Source organism: Acinetobacter sp. DL27 (genome assembly GCF_055810995.1).
On record NZ_CM147947.1, the window covers coordinates 306347 to 325055 of the forward strand.

13 protein-coding genes and 1 pseudogene are annotated in these 18709 nt (G+C 40.7%); 11 read left to right on the forward strand and 3 right to left on the reverse strand.

Going from position 1 to position 18709, the window contains the following annotated elements:
• Positions 1-56: 56 nt before the first annotated feature.
• The 7 genes from gltB to AC0KVP_RS01400 all read left to right on the forward strand — a co-directional run bounded on the left by gltB (position 57) and on the right by AC0KVP_RS01400 (position 10374).
• Positions 57-4532 (forward strand): glutamate synthase large subunit, encoded by a 4476-nt coding sequence (gene gltB, locus AC0KVP_RS01370; RefSeq protein ID WP_473338391.1) that lies wholly within the window; start codon positions 57-59, stop codon positions 4530-4532.
• A gap of 72 nt (positions 4533-4604) precedes the next feature.
• Positions 4605-6026: an FAD-dependent oxidoreductase gene (locus tag AC0KVP_RS01375; protein WP_473338393.1), complete on the forward strand. Its 1422-nt coding sequence runs from the start codon at positions 4605-4607 to the stop codon at positions 6024-6026.
• Between the two features lie 224 nt (positions 6027-6250).
• Positions 6251-7129, forward strand: a complete 879-nt coding sequence (locus tag AC0KVP_RS01380; RefSeq protein ID WP_473338395.1) for a metal-dependent hydrolase — start codon at positions 6251-6253, stop codon at positions 7127-7129.
• A gap of 149 nt (positions 7130-7278) precedes the next feature.
• Positions 7279-7869, forward strand: coding sequence for a LemA family protein (locus AC0KVP_RS01385; protein WP_125280904.1), 591 nt, complete (start codon positions 7279-7281; stop codon positions 7867-7869).
• 46 nt (positions 7870-7915) lie between these two features.
• On the forward strand, positions 7916-8989 hold the full coding sequence (locus AC0KVP_RS01390; RefSeq protein WP_473338398.1) for a TPM domain-containing protein: 1074 nt from the start codon (positions 7916-7918) through the stop codon (positions 8987-8989).
• Positions 8983-9543, forward strand: coding sequence for a TPM domain-containing protein (locus AC0KVP_RS01395; RefSeq protein ID WP_473338400.1), 561 nt, complete (start codon positions 8983-8985; stop codon positions 9541-9543). The genes AC0KVP_RS01390 and AC0KVP_RS01395 overlap by 7 nt, the downstream gene beginning before the upstream one ends.
• A 312-nt stretch (positions 9544-9855) precedes the next feature.
• Entirely contained in the window at positions 9856-10374 is a 519-nt protein-coding gene (locus tag AC0KVP_RS01400; protein ID WP_004691485.1) for a hypothetical protein, read from the forward strand.
• Between the two features lie 67 nt (positions 10375-10441).
• Here the strand turns inward: AC0KVP_RS01400 and AC0KVP_RS01405 are convergent.
• Both AC0KVP_RS01405 and AC0KVP_RS01410 read right to left on the reverse strand, forming a co-directional pair.
• Positions 10442-11066 (reverse strand): annotated as a pseudogene (locus AC0KVP_RS01405) (HAD family hydrolase).
• Positions 11067-11189: 123 nt separating this feature from the next.
• Entirely contained in the window at positions 11190-11456 is a 267-nt protein-coding gene (locus AC0KVP_RS01410) for a hypothetical protein (RefSeq protein WP_004691484.1), read from the reverse strand.
• A gap of 162 nt (positions 11457-11618) precedes the next feature.
• Here AC0KVP_RS01410 and AC0KVP_RS01415 point away from each other — a divergent pair, with 162 nt between their 5' ends.
• The gene (locus AC0KVP_RS01415) at positions 11619-11849 is read left to right on the forward strand and encodes a helix-turn-helix domain-containing protein (protein WP_004691483.1); all 231 of its coding nucleotides are present in this window, start codon (positions 11619-11621) and stop codon (positions 11847-11849) included.
• 15 nt (positions 11850-11864) lie between these two features.
• Here the strand turns inward: AC0KVP_RS01415 and AC0KVP_RS01420 are convergent, their stop codons facing one another.
• Entirely contained in the window at positions 11865-12863 is a 999-nt protein-coding gene (locus AC0KVP_RS01420) for an Arc family DNA-binding protein (RefSeq protein ID WP_017397242.1), read from the reverse strand.
• A gap of 429 nt (positions 12864-13292) precedes the next feature.
• Here AC0KVP_RS01420 and AC0KVP_RS01425 point away from each other — a divergent pair, with 429 nt between their 5' ends.
• The 3 genes from AC0KVP_RS01425 to AC0KVP_RS01435 are packed head-to-tail and all read left to right on the forward strand — an operon-like array spanning position 13293 to position 18708.
• Positions 13293-14720, forward strand: a complete 1428-nt coding sequence (locus AC0KVP_RS01425) for a tyrosine-type recombinase/integrase (RefSeq protein ID WP_473338406.1) — start codon at positions 13293-13295, stop codon at positions 14718-14720.
• The gene (locus AC0KVP_RS01430) at positions 14717-16654 is read left to right on the forward strand and encodes a hypothetical protein (protein ID WP_126035065.1); all 1938 of its coding nucleotides are present in this window, start codon (positions 14717-14719) and stop codon (positions 16652-16654) included. Before AC0KVP_RS01425 ends, AC0KVP_RS01430 begins: the two co-directional genes overlap by 4 nt.
• On the forward strand, positions 16651-18708 hold the full coding sequence (locus AC0KVP_RS01435) for a hypothetical protein (RefSeq protein WP_473338411.1): 2058 nt from the start codon (positions 16651-16653) through the stop codon (positions 18706-18708). The genes AC0KVP_RS01430 and AC0KVP_RS01435 overlap by 4 nt, the downstream gene beginning before the upstream one ends.
• Position 18709 lies beyond the last annotated feature (1 nt).

Genomic DNA, 18709 nt, shown 5'->3' on the forward strand with positions numbered 1-18709 from the left:
TAATTAGATTGTTAGACGCCCGACAGGGCCTGTAGAAAGAAGGGTACGCTATGCACATGCCATCGCCTAATACTGTAGCTCCCGCTCAAGGTTTATACCAACCGGATGAGTTTAAAGATAACTGTGGTTTTGGTTTAATCGCCCATATGCAGGGTGATGCAAGCCATGATCTTGTCAAGACTGCTATGCACAGTCTGAGCTGTATGACCCACCGCGGTGGTATTGCTGCAGATGGTAAGACAGGGGATGGTTGCGGTTTACTCTTAGCAATGCCAAAACAGTTTTTCCGTGAAGAAGCGAAAAAACTCAGTGATATTACGCTCAGTGAAGTTTTTGCTGTCGGCACGGTGTTTTTAAGCCTCGATCCAGCAATTGCAGCACATGCAAAACAAATTCTAACTAAAGAAATTGAATCTGAAGGTTGCCGAGTATTGGCGTGGCGTGTGGTCCCGACCAATAACGATGCTTTGGGTTCGATTGCGATGCAGTCACTTCCTGCATTTGAGCAAATTATTGTGAACTGCCCAATGGGTGTGTCTGAAGTTGAGTTTAACCGTAAACTCTTCTTGGCACGCCGCCGTGCAGAACAGCAGCTTACTAATGACCCTTCATTTTATGTAACCACATTATGTTCAACAGTGATTAGCTATAAAGGCTTGATGATGCCTGAAGCGATTGCTGACTTCTACACAGACTTGGCAGACCCACGTCTTGAGTCACATATTGTGGTGTTCCACCAACGTTTCTCGACCAATACATTGCCGCGTTGGCCTTTGGCTCAGCCATTCCGTTATCTTGCACACAATGGTGAAATTAATACCATTACTGCGAACCGTAACTGGGCGATGGCGCGTACGCCAAAGTTTGAAAACCCATTATTGCCTGGTTTAACTGAGCTCAATCCAATCGTGAACCGTACTGGCTCGGATTCTTCAAGCTTAGATAACATGCTTGAAATTCTTGTGGGCGGCGGTATGGACTTGTTCCGTGCACTGCGTATGTTGGTTCCGCCAGCATGGCAGAACGTGGAAACTTTAGATGCTGATTTACGTGCATTCTATGAGTTTAACTCGAAGCATATGGAAGCGTGGGATGGCCCTGCTGGTCTAGTGATTCAAGATGGTCGTCATGCGATTTGTATGTTGGACCGTAATGGTTTACGTCCAGCACGTTGGGTGATTACCAAAAACGGTTACATCACACTGGCGTCTGAAATTGGTGTATGGGGCTACGAGCCTGAAGACGTGATTTCTAAAGGTCGTGTCGGTCCAGGTCAAATTCTGGTGATTGATACTTTCACAGGTAAAATGCTCGACACTAAAGATGTCAGCACGCATTTGAAAAAAATGCGTCCTTACCGTGAATGGTTACGTGAAAACTCAGTCCGTGTACAAGGTAGTCCAGAGCTTGAAGAATATTTATGTGATCAAGGCTTAAAAGGCGACGACCTTAAAGCATCACAAAAAATGTTTATGGTGACCTTTGAAGAGCGTGACCAATTGCTTCGCCCAATCGCTGAAAGCGGTCAGGAAGCAGTGGGCTCAATGGGTGATGATACGCCAATGGCAGTTTTGTCTCGCCAAGTGCGTCATGTATCGGATTACTTCCGTCAACAGTTTGCTCAGGTCACTAACCCACCAATCGACCCATTACGTGAATCGATTGTAATGTCATTGGAAACATGTTTAGGCCGTGAGCAGAACGTTTTTGAACAAAGCCCTGAGCATGCAGATCGTTTGATTATTTCAAGCCCAGTGTTGTCAAATTCGAAAATGCATCAAGTCCGTACGTTGGGTCGTAAGGGTTATGAAATTGCAGATATCGATTTAAATTATGCGGAAGATGAAGGTCTAGAAGCTGCAATTGCGCGTATCTGTGAAGAAGCAGCGCAAGCGATTCGTGACGGCAAAACCTTGTTGGTGTTGTCTGATAAGAAAATTCGTCAAGGTTTCTTGCCTGCCAATGCATTAATGGCAACAGGTGCTGTGCATCACTATTTAATTAATGTCGGTTTACGTACGGATGCCAACATTATTGTTGAAACAGCATTGGCGCGTGATCCGCATCAATTTGCGGTTATTCTAGGCTTTGGTGCGACAGCAATTTATCCTTACCTTGCTTATGATGTGATCAATGACTTGGTTGCAAAAGGTGAGCTATTGGGTGACCCAATCCAAGCGCAAGTGAATTTCCGTAAAGGCATTGAAAAAGGCTTGTTAAAAGTCCTTTCAAAAATGGGTATTTCTACGGTGGCCTCTTACCGTGGTGGTCAGTTGTTTGAAGCGGTGGGTCTGTCTGAAGAAGTGGTTTCAAAATGCTTCACGGGTGTACCGAGCCGTATCAAAGGTGCAACCTTTGTTGACCTTGAAAATGACCAAAAGAAATTGGCCGATACTGCATGGAAAACACGTAAACCAATCGACCAAGGTGGTTTGCTGAAATTTGTCTTCGACAAGGAATACCATGCATTCAACCCAGATGTGATCAATGCTTTGCATAAATCAGTGCGTTCTGGTCAATATGCAGACTTTAAAGAATATGCTGAGCTGGTGAATAACCGTCCAGTGGCAACAATTCGTGACCTATTAAAGTTAAAAACAGATAACTCGATTGCTCTGGATCAAGTGGAGTCTGTAGAAGCGATTTTACCGCGCTTCGACTCTGCAGGCATGTCATTGGGTGCATTGTCTCCTGAAGCGCATGAGGCGATTGCGATTGCGATGAACACCATTGGCGGCCGTTCAAACTCTGGTGAGGGCGGTGAAGATCCAGCGCGTTATGGTACCATTCGTAACTCGAAAATCAAACAGATTGCATCAGGTCGTTTTGGTGTAACGCCTGCTTATTTAACCTCTGCTGAAGTTTTGCAGATTAAAGTAGCGCAAGGGGCTAAACCGGGTGAAGGTGGTCAATTACCAGGGGGTAAAGTGAATGGCTTAATTGCACGTTTACGTTATTCGGTACCAGGTGTGACCCTAATTTCTCCGCCACCGCACCATGATATTTATTCAATTGAAGATTTATCACAACTGATCTTTGACTTAAAACAAGTCAATCCTCAAGCGATGGTTTCCGTGAAACTGGTGTCTGAGCCTGGTGTAGGTACCATTGCTGCAGGCGTGGCAAAAGCCTATGCCGACTTCATTACCATTTCAGGTTATGACGGTGGTACAGCAGCATCACCATTGTCTTCAATTCACCATGCGGGTTCACCGTGGGAGTTGGGTCTTTCTGAAGCACATCAAGCACTTCGTGTGAATGACTTGCGTGGTAAAGTTCGTGTTCAAACCGATGGTGGTTTGAAAACAGGCCTAGATGTGGTTAAAGCGGCCATTTTAGGTGCTGAAAGTTTTGGCTTTGGTTCGACGCCAATGATTGCTTTGGGTTGCAAATACTTACGTATTTGTCACCTCAACAATTGTGCAACGGGTGTAGCAACGCAACAAGATCATCTACGTCAAGAACACTATATTGGCGAGCCACAAATGCTCATTAACTTCTTCACATTTATTGCTGAAGAAACACGTGAGTGGTTGGCAGCATTGGGTGTTGCAAGCGTGAAAGACTTGATTGGTCGTACAGACTTGCTTGAAATGCTTCCAGGTGAAACGGAGAAACACGCGCACCTTGATTTGAGTGCATTACTGGAGTCACATCCTTCTGCACAAGGCAAGGCACAGTACTGTGAAGTACAAGGCAATGCTCCATTCGATAAAGGCTTGCTTGCTGAGAAAATGGTTGCTGAAATGTTGCCAGCAATTGAAGCTGGGACCACTGGGGAATATCACTTCACCATTGGTAACTGTGACCGTTCAATTGGTGCACGTATTTCAGGTGAGATTGCGCGTCGTTATGGCAACCTCAGCATGGAAGCGCACCCAGTGAAGATGAACTTGGTGGGTACTGCGGGTCAATCCCTCGGTGTTTGGAACGCAGGTGGTTTGCACATTCGTTTAGAGGGTGATGCGAACGACTACGTGGGTAAAGGCATGGCAGGTGGTCGTGTGTCGATCTTCCCGCCAAAAGGTTCACCTTTCCAAACCCAAGAAACTGCAATCATTGGTAACACCTGTTTATATGGTGCAACGGGTGGTAAGTTGTTCGCAGCAGGTACAGCAGGTGAGCGTTTTGCAGTACGTAACTCGGGTGCTTTCGCTGTAATTGAAGGTGCGGGCGATCACTGTTGTGAATATATGACAGGCGGTATCGTGACCGTACTTGGTAAAGTGGGTCATAACTTCGGTGCAGGGATGACAGGCGGTTTTGCTTACGTTCTTGACCTTGATAATGACTTCGTTGATCATTACAACCACGAGCTGATTGAGCTGAATCGTATTTCGACTGAATCGATGGAAGAACATAAAGAGTTCTTAAGCCGTATCTTAGATGAACACATTGCTGAGACTGGTAGTGCTTGGGCGTACAAGATCCGTAATGAGTTTGATTTCTACAGTCGTAAATTCTGGTTGGTGAAACCGAAAGCAGCCAATTTACAGACCTTGTTGAAAACCACTCAAGCTGATCCACAATAATTCCACTACTGCTGATACATAGGCAGGTGCAGACGATAGATAAACGGGCTGCACCTACCCACGGAGAGAGACATGGCAGAGCGCCTAAACAATGACTTTCAATTTCTGGATGTAGCACGCCAAGATCCAGAGAAAAAAGAGATTCATGTCCGCAAAGCAGAGTTTGTGGAAATTTATAAACCTTTTACAGCGGAAGTGGCAGCAAATCAGACCCACCGCTGTTTAGAGTGTGGTAACCCATATTGTGAATGGAAATGTCCAGTACATAACTATATTCCAAACTGGTTGAAGTTAATTGCTGAAGGCCGTATTTTCCAAGCAGCAGAGCTGTGTCACCAAACCAACACGCTACCAGAAGTATGTGGTCGTGTTTGTCCGCAAGACCGTTTATGTGAAGGGGCTTGTACCTTAAACGATGGTTTTGGTGCAGTGACGATTGGTAATGCTGAAAAATACATCAATGACACCGCGTTTGCATTGGGCTGGCGTCCAGATATGTCTTCAGTAAAATGGACAGACAAAAAAGTCGCGATCATTGGTGCAGGCCCTGCGGGTCTAGGCTGTGCTGATATTTTGGTGCGTAGCGGGGTTAAACCTGTAGTATTCGACAAACGCCCTGAAATTGGTGGTCTACTGACTTTTGGTATTCCAGAATTTAAAATGGAAAAAGATGTGATGAAGCGTCGCCGTGAAATCTTCACTGGCATGGGCGTGGAATTCCGTTTAAATACTGAAATTGGTACAGATGTCACCATCGATCAATTGCTTACTGAATACGATGCGGTGTTCATGGGTATGGGTACTTATACCTACATGAAAGGTGGCTTCGCAGGTGAAGACCTTAATGGCGTCTATGATGCCTTGGATTTCTTGATTGCCAATGTCAACCGTACTCAAGGTTGGGAAAAAGACCCAAGCGAGTACATTAGTGTTGAAGGTAAAAAGGTGATCGTTCTTGGCGGTGGTGACACAGCAATGGACTGTAACCGTACCTCTATTCGTCAGGGTGCGGAAGTGGTGAGCTGTGCATACCGTCGTGACGAAGAAAATATGCCAGGTTCACGTCGTGAAGTGCAAAATGCCAAAGAAGAAGGTGTGAACTTCTTGTTTAACCGTCAACCGATTGAAATCGTCGGTGAAAATGGCAAAGTTACGGGCGTGAAAGTGGTTACAACTCAACTTGGCGAGCCTGATAGCCGTGGTCGTCGCAGCCCAGAACCAATTCCGGGTTCAGAAGAAATTTTACCTGCAGATGCAGTGTTATTGGCATTTGGTTTCCGTACCAGCCCTGCGGATTGGTTTACAAATGTGAATATTAACCTTGATGGTTCAGGTCGTGTGGTTGCAGCTGAACAGCAAACCTATAAATTCCAAACCTCAAATCCGAAAATCTTTGCGGGTGGTGATATGGTTCGTGGTTCAGACCTTGTTGTCACAGCGATTTGGGAAGGCCGTCAAGCGGCTGAAGGTATTTTGGATTATTTAGACATTTAATCTAAATCGTCCAACACAAAAACCCGCTTCGGCGGGTTTTTTTTATGATCACTATTTGCCTGAGATGATATGAAAGGGGTGGATCGGGATAAATCGAAAAAGATCTGGTGGATAGTCTGATAAAAATGGACGAATTTGCAAACGTACTAAGCATTTTTGCCATATGTGAACGGTCTCTAAATTCAGATACTGAAGATCGCTCGGTTAAATGTTAGGAAATAGACATGACTCAAGTGACGACAGAAAAACTATATCAACATCGTCCAAAAGCTCAGGGTATTACGATTCGACGTTTGCAATTCAACCCCAAAGCCATTCGTCGGCATTATTTTGCCAATTCACCGTTCATGTCGCATTTGCTGACGGCATTGTCTTCGACGTTTCCTATCGATGAGCAGTTCTTTGTGCATAGCGTACGCAATGTACGTGACCAAGTGAAGGATGACAATCTGCAAGCGCAGATTGCGGCATTTATTGGTCAAGAGGCGATGCATTCTCAAGCACACACGGCATTTAATGCTGCATGGCGCCGTGATGATTATAATCTCGACCGTTTTCAGGCATGGTTGGCGCGTAAAGATGATTATGTGAAAAACTTGCATCCTAAAATTCAGCTCGCAATTACCTGTGCTTTTGAGCATTTTACGGCACTTCTAGGCGGCTATATCTTAAGGCATCCTGAGGTATTGAGCACCTTGGATGATGATGCAGTGAAACTCTGGGTGTGGCATGCCATTGAAGAAATTGAGCATCGTGCAGTTGCGTTCGATGTTTATCAAGATGTCTATGGTGATGACAAGATTCGTCGTTTAATCATGCGCAGTGTAACAACAGGCTTTGCCAGTTTAACTTTTTACTCGGCCAGCCGTTTATTTTTACAAGACCGTAAAAAGAGTATACCGAAGTTGGGCGGGAATCTGTTTGGATTGTATTTACTGGCGAAGATGTTTGTGCAATTACTGCCTGAATATCTGTCTTACTACAAAACCAACTTCCATCCTTCTGACATTGATTACAGCCAGTTGTTGAAATACTGGAAAACCCGTTTGATAGAAGATTATCAACTAGACGGTTTTCAGCAGGAGTTGCACGCGGTTGTTTAGTATTAAATATAAAAATGAGCAATAAAGACCGAGTGAAAATCACTCGGTTTTTTCACTTTTAGCTACTTTAACTAAAAGCAACAAAAGGATAATCAAATGTGTTTACAATCAGGTTATTGCAATAAATACAAAAGAAAGAGGATAGCTGAATGAATTTTATGAAAAAAACTGCTGTCGTTGTTACCCTTGCGAGCACGTTAACGCTATCGGGCTGTGGTTATAATACCTTACAGGTTAAAGATGAGGCGGTTACAGCTGCGTGGTCGGAAGTACAAAACCAATATCAACGCCGCGCAGATTTGGTGCCGAACTTGGTGAATGTGGTGAAGGGGTATGCCAAGCATGAAGAGCAAGTCCTAACCGAAGTTACACAGGCACGTGCCAATGTCGCGGGTTTAAAAGTCGATAAAGAAGTATTAGAAGACCCTGCATTATTCCAAAAATATCAAGAAGCGCAGGCGCAAATGACAGGTGCGTTGTCGCGTTTAATTGCGGTCTCAGAAAACTATCCAGACTTAAAAGCCAATGAGCAATTCCGTGATTTGCAGGTTCAACTCGAAGGCACCGAAAACCGCATTGCTGTGGCGCGTAATCGCTACATTAGCACGGTGCAAGATTTTAACTCCTATGCACGTCAGTTCCCACAAGTCATGACCGCGAAGGTGATTGGGATGGATACCAAACCGAACTTTAGTGCGGAGCAAAGCGCGCAAAAAGCACCAACGGTGTCATTTAACTAACTGAAACTTCAGTGATCTAAAGCAATCGTGGGCATAGGGTAAATGTATGATAGGACAGCAGCAGTTCTTACGGTTTTCGTATACATGGGTGGTTGCATTCATTTTATCAGTACTGCTGTGTCTAAGTTCTTTAACATGGGCAGAGGTTGGTACAGCGACAGACAATGGGGCTGAAACAGCCATTACTGGAAAAATTATTCAAGGTCAGCAAGCGGCGAGTTCTAATAATGTAAGCTCGACGAATACTGATATCGTGCCACGATCACCAGTTGCCAATGAGATGGCAGAAGGTGAATCGATACGGACGTTGCCGACCTTAAATGAACCCGTGATCGATCAAGCGCATATTTTAAGTACTGAAGATAAGCAAGCCATTGGCCAAAAAATTCGTGCCTTGCATGACACAGGAAAAGCACAAATAGGCGTAGTGATTGTCCCGACCACAGGTCAAGAGGATATTTTTGGTTTTGCCATGCGTATTGCAGACCAATGGCAGCTCGGTTCAGCAAAGCAGGACAACGGTTTACTGATTGCAATTGCCGTTAATGATCGGCGTATGCAGATTCTTACAGGTTATGGTTTGGAGGGGGTTATTCCTGACATTATTGCGAATCGCATTATTAACCAACAAATCACGCCGTATTTTAAGCAAGCTCAGTATGCTCAAGGGATCAATGCGGGGCTTGCTGAAATTGAGCGTATTTTAAATCTTGATCCTGAAGTTGCAGCCCAAGCGGCGCAAGAACTACAAGAACGACAAGACCAAGCCATACGCGAACAGGAAGCCAAAAGTAAAACGTTTAGTACGGCTTTATTTATCTTAATTGCTGGCGCAATTGGCTCATTTGTGGTGGGTAAACGTTTAAGTGCTTCGACGGCTGCAGTTGCAGGAACCGTGGCAGGTTTGGTAAATGGAGCAGGCTTAATCACCAGTTTACTGATTGGTGGCGGTATTTTCTTTTTACTCATCACGACCTTAGCCCAAACGATATTTCAGCTCTTTCTCTCTTCTGGCGGCGGAGGTGGGCGTGGAGGTCGTGGTGGCGGTGGTTTTGGTGGGGGTGGATATAGTGGCGGAGGCGGCGGCTTCGGCGGTGGAGGAGCATCAGGGTCATGGTAACAACAACTGAAACGACGGACATCATCACTAAACCAAAGCTAGATGAAGTTGTACAACCCAGTTTTAAACGTTGGCTAAAGCATTTATTACACATGCCAGCGAGTAAACGCTTTTTTAATCAGCAAGATCAACATGCGATTTCGCAAGCGGTAGCTGCTGCTGAACATGGGCACATTGGGGAAATTCAGGTAGTAATCGAAGGGCATATGCCTGCTCGTGAGGCTTATTATCTAGACACGCGTGGACGTGCGAAACAGCTCTTTGCTGAGCTGGGTGTCTGGGATACCGAATTGAATAGTGGAATTTTGCTTTACTTAAACTTGTGTGAGCGAAAAGTTGAAATTGTGATTGATCGTGGGATACAGGATGCTACTACACAGCAAGTGTGGGATGAGGTTTGCCAGGGTATGATTGAAAAAATGTCACAGCAGCAGTATCGGCAGGCTTTAGTCGATGGTGTTATACAAATTGGGACTATTTTGGATCATTTCTATGCCAATAAAATAGACGATAAAGCTGATGAGTTGGGTAATTCTCCAATCATGTTGAACTAGAAAGAGGGAAACTGACAATATTTGTCAGTTTTTTACATAAAAATACAATGCTCAAAAATAAATTTTTAAATAGTGAAATAAAGTGCTGTTTTTTATTTGAAAATAAATATAATAAAAGTTGGCATAATACATGCTAATTACAAAGTAGCTTAAAAAGCTTATAAAAAATTAACAAAACATTTGTGGAGAATGTTATGAACGCTCAAAAGGGTTTTACTCTTATTGATACTCCATAAGTGTCCATATAAAATGAACATTCCATAAGTAAGCTCATATGGACATCATCGAATAAACGACAGACTCGTTCCCGCTATGAAGCAGAAATATTCCTTTGCTCTTCTTTTGTTTCTTCCTACATTGATTCATGCACAAGCGTTAGACTTAGATCAATATTCAGATATTTCATCAATTACGCAAATTGCTTCAAATCAAAAAATTCAAACAGAACTTCAAAAGCTGTTAAAGCATGATTATCAAAAATTTCAATCTCATTTTGAGCATTACTCAGCGCCTTATTTGTTGAAAACAGATGAGGCTTTGTACTATGAAGGTCGGTCTGCATCCAGTTTAGATGCTTCATCAGCGATTATTTTTGAAGATGGTCGATTGTTTGCTGCTATTTATTTTTATGAAACCAAGATACTAAAATACTTTAGTAATGATGCGAGTTGCTCAGAACAGTTACATCCTGCGATTCAAATTTTTGCTCAGCAGCGTGAAATTCAAAATATCGAGTATGTGACAGCTAGAGTAGATATCGCTTTAAAATATAATCTTGGTTTGCCTCCTCAATGCGAGGCTTATATAGAAAAACTAAAGAAAGGAGACTAATTTTAGTGATTGAACTTACATATATTTTTAAAAATAATTTTTTCTCAGTCCTGAGAGCAAATACTTGTCAGCCAATAATATCCACTAAAATATCTGCCAATTTTTGACCATTTTTACGATCTATCAATCTAGCAGACATGCCAAATGCTGTTGTCCCTGTAAAATCAGCCAAGAGCTGTGTCCCCAATAAATAAAACTTCTGAAGTTTGGCAACGTAGTTGGTCAATTAGCGATTGATAGATTTTCGGTCCAGGTTTAATTACACCAACTTCATAACTCCAAGCATAAGTATCAAGGGGAGGTAATAATGAAGAAAAAAATTTTCCATATGGCATAGCTAAATTTTAGCATAATCCCAATTTAATCCCCAATTTTTTTTAATTCTTCCAAAGTAGTTAAGGTATCTTCATATAGTGCAATAGACCGTAATTCTTCATTTAAATCATGTTCAAGTTCTTGCAGAAACTGGTCTGGAATATTTGCTGCTAATAGCTTTACACGTTCTACCAAATTTAAATTGCGGGATATAATAAATTTAGCATCATCAGGTTTTGGTTGTCACCCATTTTCTTTCAGCTATTTCATTAATTTTCTATATGGGAAACGTCTTTCTCCTATTTTATAAGTGTACCAAATACGTCAAAAGCAATGACTGATGGCTCAACATGACCTGTTTCTATAGATGATTCCATATTTTTAAAATCAATTAAATTAAGTTTCACTTTTAGTTGAGATTACCATAAGAGCATTGTCTCATTCTGAAGTAGATTGATGTAAAAAATTAAAGGAGATATTTATATCTCCCTTTGTTTGTTTTATTCACTAAAGTTTGTAAACATGATTTTAGGAAAATTTTTCATGAAGTGGCGACGAACTTGGTTGAAATCGTTAAGATCATGTTGAATTTTCGAAAAATTATTAACCCAAGCTAAAACGGCATCTTGATCATTTAAATTGGGGTTTACATTTAGAAACAAAGCTAAATCAAATGTCCGGTCAATATTAAACTCTTTGATGAGTGCAACGGCAGTCGAACGGACTTCTTCTGAAACAGATAATTTTGGGGAAAAGTAGTTATTCATCGCTAAAACTCCTTTGAAACAATATATAATGATATTTAAGAAGGTTAATTTGCTTCTTTGATATGTAAAATAACCTGTTGCAGGTTGAAATTAGCATAGATAGAACTTGGTATCAAGTTAAAATAACCTGCTATGGGTTGAAATGTTGTTTTGTGAGTTGTTATGATTAGATGTAGATTATCCGCTCTGATGGGCGAACGCAAAATTTTGAAGCTAAGTGATGTGGCGCATGCCACTAGTATTAACCGTAATACCTTGACGAATTTGTATTATGATCGTGCGATTCGAATTGAACTTTCGGTTGCAGATACCTTGTGTAAATATTTTAATTGTAATATGCAGGACTTGTTTGAATATAGTAATGAACCTGAAAAAAGGAATGACATTCAGTAATACGCCATCGCTATTTTAAAGCTGAATAGGATGCTTTAGATGCAATTCAGGATCATTCCAAATCGTCTGAATGTATTTCTCTTTAGCAAAATCTTGAATTATTCTTGCTCTTAATACATCAAAACCATTCCAATAGTCTAAAATTCCGTCAGGAAGTTTATCTGCTAAATCATCAATCCAAGGAATATGATGTAATTTTTCTACAATTGTTAAGGGATGAACTGTTCCAGTCAAAATAAGTTTAAACTGCTCTTCTGGAAGAAGGTGGCTATGTATAGATACATTGGGGTGGTAATATCGCAGTAACACTTTGGTCAATAAGCAAAAATATAACAATGATCTATATCCACCATCACCATTTACATTGCTAATATGGTATGGAGGTGAAAAAGTTTCAACTGCATAATTTTCATAGATTTTAAGAATAATTAATTGCCCCGTTTCTGACAGTTCTCGAATAAACTTTATTTCTTTCACCCTTGAGTTATTTAAATATTCATTATTAGGATTTGAACCTAAGAGCAGCTTTATATCTTTTTCTAAATACTCATTCAAACGTGTATGTTGAATATCATATGGAGTCTGTTTACCAAAGAGTAACCAGTTTGGATTTACTGAAGTATGTTGCGCTATTTTTTCCAGTTGTCCAAATGTAGGTTCTAATTCTGCCCTAAACCATGCTTCAGCTTCATCAGCCGTATCTTCACGTATCTCAAAAGCTAATTCAGCAATTGTAAATTCTCTAAAATGATAAATTTTTTTTAATTCGCTTAATACGAAATTTAAACGTTTAGCTACTACTTTTTTCCGTTCTGTAGGAGAGTGTGATCGTAAAAATTTTTCAACGATTTTTGCCGCTTCAACTTGGATATTATCATTCATGACGAATGAATCATAAAGCCGAGAAGTTGCTTCAGCATTGATGGAACGTTGATTGGCTTTCGCAGCATCATCCACTTTATTTTTTAACTCTTCTGGAATTCGAAGGTTAAATTGAATGTCTTTTTTACCCATACATTCCATGAATACTAGAAATTTTAGTACTAGCATTATGCTATAAAAAAAAAATTGACATAAGTGTTAGCATATTGCTATGTTAGCAATATGCTAACAAGTAGTTTATTGCATATGAAACAAACAAATCTTCGCTTACCCACAGATTTAGTTTCTTGGGCCAAACAAACGGCAAAGAAAAGACATCAGTCAATGAATGCTTTTTTTATTACAGAATTGGAACGATTAAGAAAGGAGGAACAGAGTGAATTGACAAAAAAGTAATTATTTTCATTCGGCAAAAAGTATAAAAGCCCATGTCGTAACCATGAGCTTTTATGGATGTCTTCATTGCTGATCAGACATTTGTATTTTGATGAATAGGGACATTTTTGTCAATCCTATCTCAAGATCACTTTTTGCCTGTTTTTAATAAACAGGAGGCTCAAAATGAGCACTAAACTTAAAAATGGTCAGTCACGCTACCAATCAAAAGCCAAAGTTGTGACCATTAAAAAATTTCAGTTATCGACGTTGAGAAAGGCAGCTGATCGTTTAAATGATGCAGCGTTCGAAAAACATGGTGATGCGTATCTCGAATTCCCTGTGATTATCCAGGGAGATGGCAACCCTTCTGAAATTTTTAATCTGTATTTGCTGAAAAAACTTGAGCAAACAATACAGTATGATTTTAAAACATTTGCATCTATTGCCAATCAGTTGGTTGATTTTCAGCGTTTTTTAGAAGATGAGCAACTAGACTGTTTGAAGTTCCACAAACTAAAACAGTCAAATGCGATTTTTAAATATCGCACTCGTCTTATTGAGCAAGCGAATGCAGGTCTAATTTCAGCTCGCTCTGCGAGTAATCGAATTAATGCGGTAGTGAATTTTTATCGATTTCTCGTTACAGAAGACTTAGTTGATCATCAGCGCTATGGCATACCGTTTAAAGATGTCTACAAATATATTGCCGTGGATAATGAGTTTGGCGCACGTCGAAAAATGGCAATTAAGTCGCATGATCTTGCGATACATGTTCCAGCCAAGGCTCCGAATTCTGAAGCCATTATTGACGGTGGTGAATTAAGCCCACTTACTGTTGAAGAGCAGGCTGTTATATTAAAAGCACTGCAAAAATCATCACGTGAATATCAATTGATGTTTTATCTTGCATTGTTTACAGGTGCTCGTTTACAAACGATTTGTACTTTGCGAATCAAAAACTTAATTGGTTGTGAGCTTGATAGTCATGGCTTTATTCGTCTGCCCGTTGGAGCGGGTACAGGTGTGGACACTAAATTTCAAAAGCCGATGACACTTTTGATTCCAAATTGGTTAGTACAAGATCTTAAAATCTATATCAATAGTGAGAAAGCGCGTCTGCGTAGACAGAAATCAAATTATGGCGACTCGGATGAAAACTATGTGTTTCTCACCAAGCTTGGTACACCTTTCTACACCAGCAAAGCTGAACAGCAGAAGTTAACTGAAAAGATCAAAGCATCTGACTCCTTTGAGACTCGACTGAAAATCTATGAAGGTGAAGCAGTACGTAGTTATTTTAAAATGGTGTTATTGCCTGAAATTCGTCTAATTGATCCACAATTTCCAAGCGTTAAATTCCATGATTTACGTGCCAGCTTTGGTATGAATCTGCTTGAAAGCCAGTTACAGCATTTACCCGAAGGGCATTCGGCTATGATAGCGGTCGAATATGTGCAAGCTAGGATGGGGCATCGCAATATTAGTACGACTTTGCAGTATTTGAACTATAAATCACGCTTGCAATGGCGCAATAAAATTCAGCATGAGTATGAGTCTAGCTTGATGAAATACGTCAAATCTTCTGTGGATTTAGCAGGAGATTTGTCATGAATTTTATTCGTACTCCATTGTTTGTAAATATCACTGATATTCATAAACAGATTACTGAACATGAGCATCTCATACTCGTGATCAAAGATAAAACAGCTTCATTTTCCTTTAGAACTTTAGACATCGGTACATTCTTTTTTGCTAAAAGAGTATGTTCTTCCGATATATCCGACCATGAGCTTGTTGCTTCTTTTGATGAAAAAAGACGCTATTTTTTAAAATGTTTTACCGATTATCTACTGCAAATGGATGGATCGGATCTATCAAAAGGGTTGTTCTATTTCATTATCAAAATATTTTTAGATTGGATTGATCAGCAAAAGAAAAATTTTGATTTATCCAATAAAGATAGTGTGATCGATGCCTATCGTCGTTACAGTAAATATTTAGTAGATCGGACTCTGCTTGCGGATACTGATGACGATAACTTGGCTGCGCATACCGCAAAGCAGTATCAGCGTTATGTTGCAAAACTGATCGCATATGTATTTGATTGTCATGAAATTGATATTGCTAGTCAAGCGATGCAAGTACAGTCGCAGCGTTATGATGTTCCCGTTTTACCAATTGCACAGGAGGATCATCAAAAAACGTATGCAACTTTGTTGAATGTATTTTCGGAAATCCATCGTATCGTTGTCCAGAAGGGTAACTTTCCCGCGCACTTTCAATCCGTGGATCAGGAAGAGTTCTATTTTTACTCAGGCTTTAATCATCAAATTGAAAAACAACATATTCAGTTTGATATGCACAGCTATTTGTCTAAATATTCAGCTATTCCCGATTTTTCAAAAATGTTGGTGGATTTCGGGCTTGCTGAAGATAGTGAGCATCGAAAGCGCTTACGTGAAAATCGTAATCAAGCGATTCGTAAGCTTGAAGAGCGTAATAAAGATAAACGACATATGGAGCGAGAGCGACTTGCCTCCTATGGTCTTTGCATCGGCATGTTGTTGTTTATCACACAAACGGGGGCTAATTTAGACACAGCTCAGCAGTTACAGCTAGATACGATGGAAATCTTGCCCTCAACTCAGGGGCGGAGATTCTCAGGAACAAAAAGTCGTGCTGGAGGGAAAGAAGTTCGGCCTGAGTTTGGGGTGACATTTGAACCTGTTTTTAGACAAATTTTAGAACTTAGAGCATGGTATATCCAAGATGAAACCTGTGATTTTGTCTTTCCACAACGTAATGAAATTCGAAGGCTTGTGCCGATTGGACATAATAAATTGCAAAATATAAAAAGCTTTTTACAACGCATTTTTCCTCAAATGGTTTGGATTACACCACAACAGTGGCGTAAGCATAAAAGCAGTCAAACCGTTGAGTTAAGTGATGGTGATTTACTGCTTGAAGCTGAAGTTATGGGTCACTCACTCGATACAGCAAGAAATAATTATGCACGTACGTCATTTAAAGATGCAGCTCAGCAAATTTCACTGTTCTTTAATGAGCTGAGAGATGTTGCAGTCGCACAAACTCGAACGCTTGAGCGAATTTCGGTACAAACGATAGATCAGCCTGTTGATGTTCAAACCTTACCTGTCGGTGCATGTGTGACAGCAACGCCACAGCCTGAAAAAGCACTTGGTTTTACTGCACAAGCGCCAACCCCAAACTGCCAGCAATTTGAGCATTGCTTGTTCTGTCATCACTATGCAATCCATGCCGATGATACGGATATTCGTAAGCTTTTATCACTGAAAAGTCTACTTGGTTATGTCAAACAAAAAGCCACGGATTTGATCAAATGGGAACAGCAGTTCGGTGTTGTACTACACCGAATTGACGAAGTACTTAATGATTTATCAAACACTTATGAAAATCTACATGACCGTATTTTTTCAATTCAAGAAGAAGTGGAAAGCGGTGATTTAGATGCCTATTGGCTCAATCATTTTGAATTATTACTTGATTTGGGGTGGATCGCATGAGTTCATTTAATTCGTATTTATATGCCAGTGGCGTTGCTGAGCAGTTTTTACCCGATGAATATCGGTTACAGAATCATCAGCTGACTGTTCCAGCCTCTTTTGTATTGTCTCGAATGAAAAGCGGTGCAATATTATCGGTTTATGCAGACAATGTTTGGGATCTTTCACCCTATTTGCCGAAGTGCCACTGTCGCCTGAATTTTGATAGCTGGCTTGAAAATGCTCGTGAAGATAATTTTCTCTTCTGTCAAATACGTACAGAAATGAAAAAAATCATCTTTGCGTTATTGTACGTTAAAACTGGTAAGTCGATTATTAAAAGTATTGAGCAGCGCCATCTTGCATTGCGTCAGTTTGCACGACTTGCATACAAGAATGGTTGTACGTTGCAGCAGTTATTTGGTGATGTCGCTTATCTATCGAAAGTCAATGATGCTTATGCTGGCTTGAGTTATCCAACCGCCTTGCGCATCAAAGCATTTTTAACCGATTGTTTTACTCTGCAACAGCAGTATCCCTCATTGATCCCAGCTTTTAGTACATATCAACTGATTGAGCATTTAGCAAAGTTAGCGGCTCAACTCAGATTGCGATCAGGTAAAGTCGGCCCGCAAACCAAAGTTATTCCTTCACGGCTTTATATCGCTTTAATTAATGCTTTAGCCGATAAATTGAATGAATTTAATCAAAATGCACCTGCCTTATTACAATGGTTTCAGCGTATTCAGCAGGATGCCAATTTTGCCCTGATGCCTGTGGAGTTTAAGCGTGCTAAACGAACAATAAGTTTCGACGATGCTCGTGATTTGCTGGGTTTAACTCAGCTTTTTGAAAATCATCAGATTGAAAAACATGCCAATCTCACTCGTTATATGACGATAATTCAAGGTATGGCCAAACTTTGGATTCATTTATTCACAGGTATGCGGGATAACGAAGTGAATCAGCTGTCTTATGACTGCTATCAAACCGTTCAGAGCAATGAACATCGTGTGCATGTGTTGATGGGTCACACCTCTAAGTTACATGGTGGCGGTAATAAATCGACCTATTGGATCACGTTTGAAGATATTCAGTTTGGCGTACGTGCAGCGCAAAGTATTGGTGAAATCTATGCTTTGCTCAATCCACATTATGATATGTCTAATCCTGCTGAATACCCATTATTTCCAACGCTTTACTCGCAAAAGCATCGAAATAAAAATAATCGAAATATTAAAAACGAAACGGATTTTATTTCCAATTTTTCAGGTGCTCCGACGCGAACGCAATCCAATTTTAATCTTTATCGATCTGCGATTTTAACGATGTTCGGGAAAGCATTAAGAATCTGTGAAAGTGATTTAGCCGAACTAGAAGCTTTCGATGCTTTCCGCAACTGGCGGGACGAAAAAGACTGTCAGATTGGCAAATATTGGAATATCTGTACTCATCAATTTCGGCGTTCTTTAGCAGTATATGGTGCGCGTTCAGGTGTGATCGGTTTGGGGGCTTTGTCAGTTCAATATAAGCATTTAACTGAAGCGATGACGTTATATTATCGGGAGAACTCAGTATTTGCTCCCAATATTTTAGCCAGCGATAGCCAAAAAGAGTTTCTTCAAGAGCTTGAATATCAGCGTTTAGTACACTCCTATGCACAGTTTGAGGAAGGTGTGATTCATAGTTCCAGTCGTTTGTTGGGTGGTGCAGGAACCTATTTGCAGCTGCAAAAAGACCGTGAGCAATTGTTGAAGGTTTTTCCTAATCGTGATGAGGCCATTAAGCGCATGAAAAAAGGTGAAATCGCCTATAAACCTAGCCTTTTTGGGGCTTGTACCAACCCTGATTCTTGCGAAAAAATTTCTTTTACGGCTATTACGAGCTGTCTAAGTTGTGCACATGCAGTGTTTGATGCTGTCAGTGCAGAGAAGATGAAAAAAGCAGTACAACGATTACAACGAGCACGAGATACACAAGCACCAAGCAGTTTGCTGTACGGTCAAATGGATAGCGAGATTATGGCTTTAAATAAGACTATTCAAAAAATTAAAACGATTAATATTGAGGTTTAAA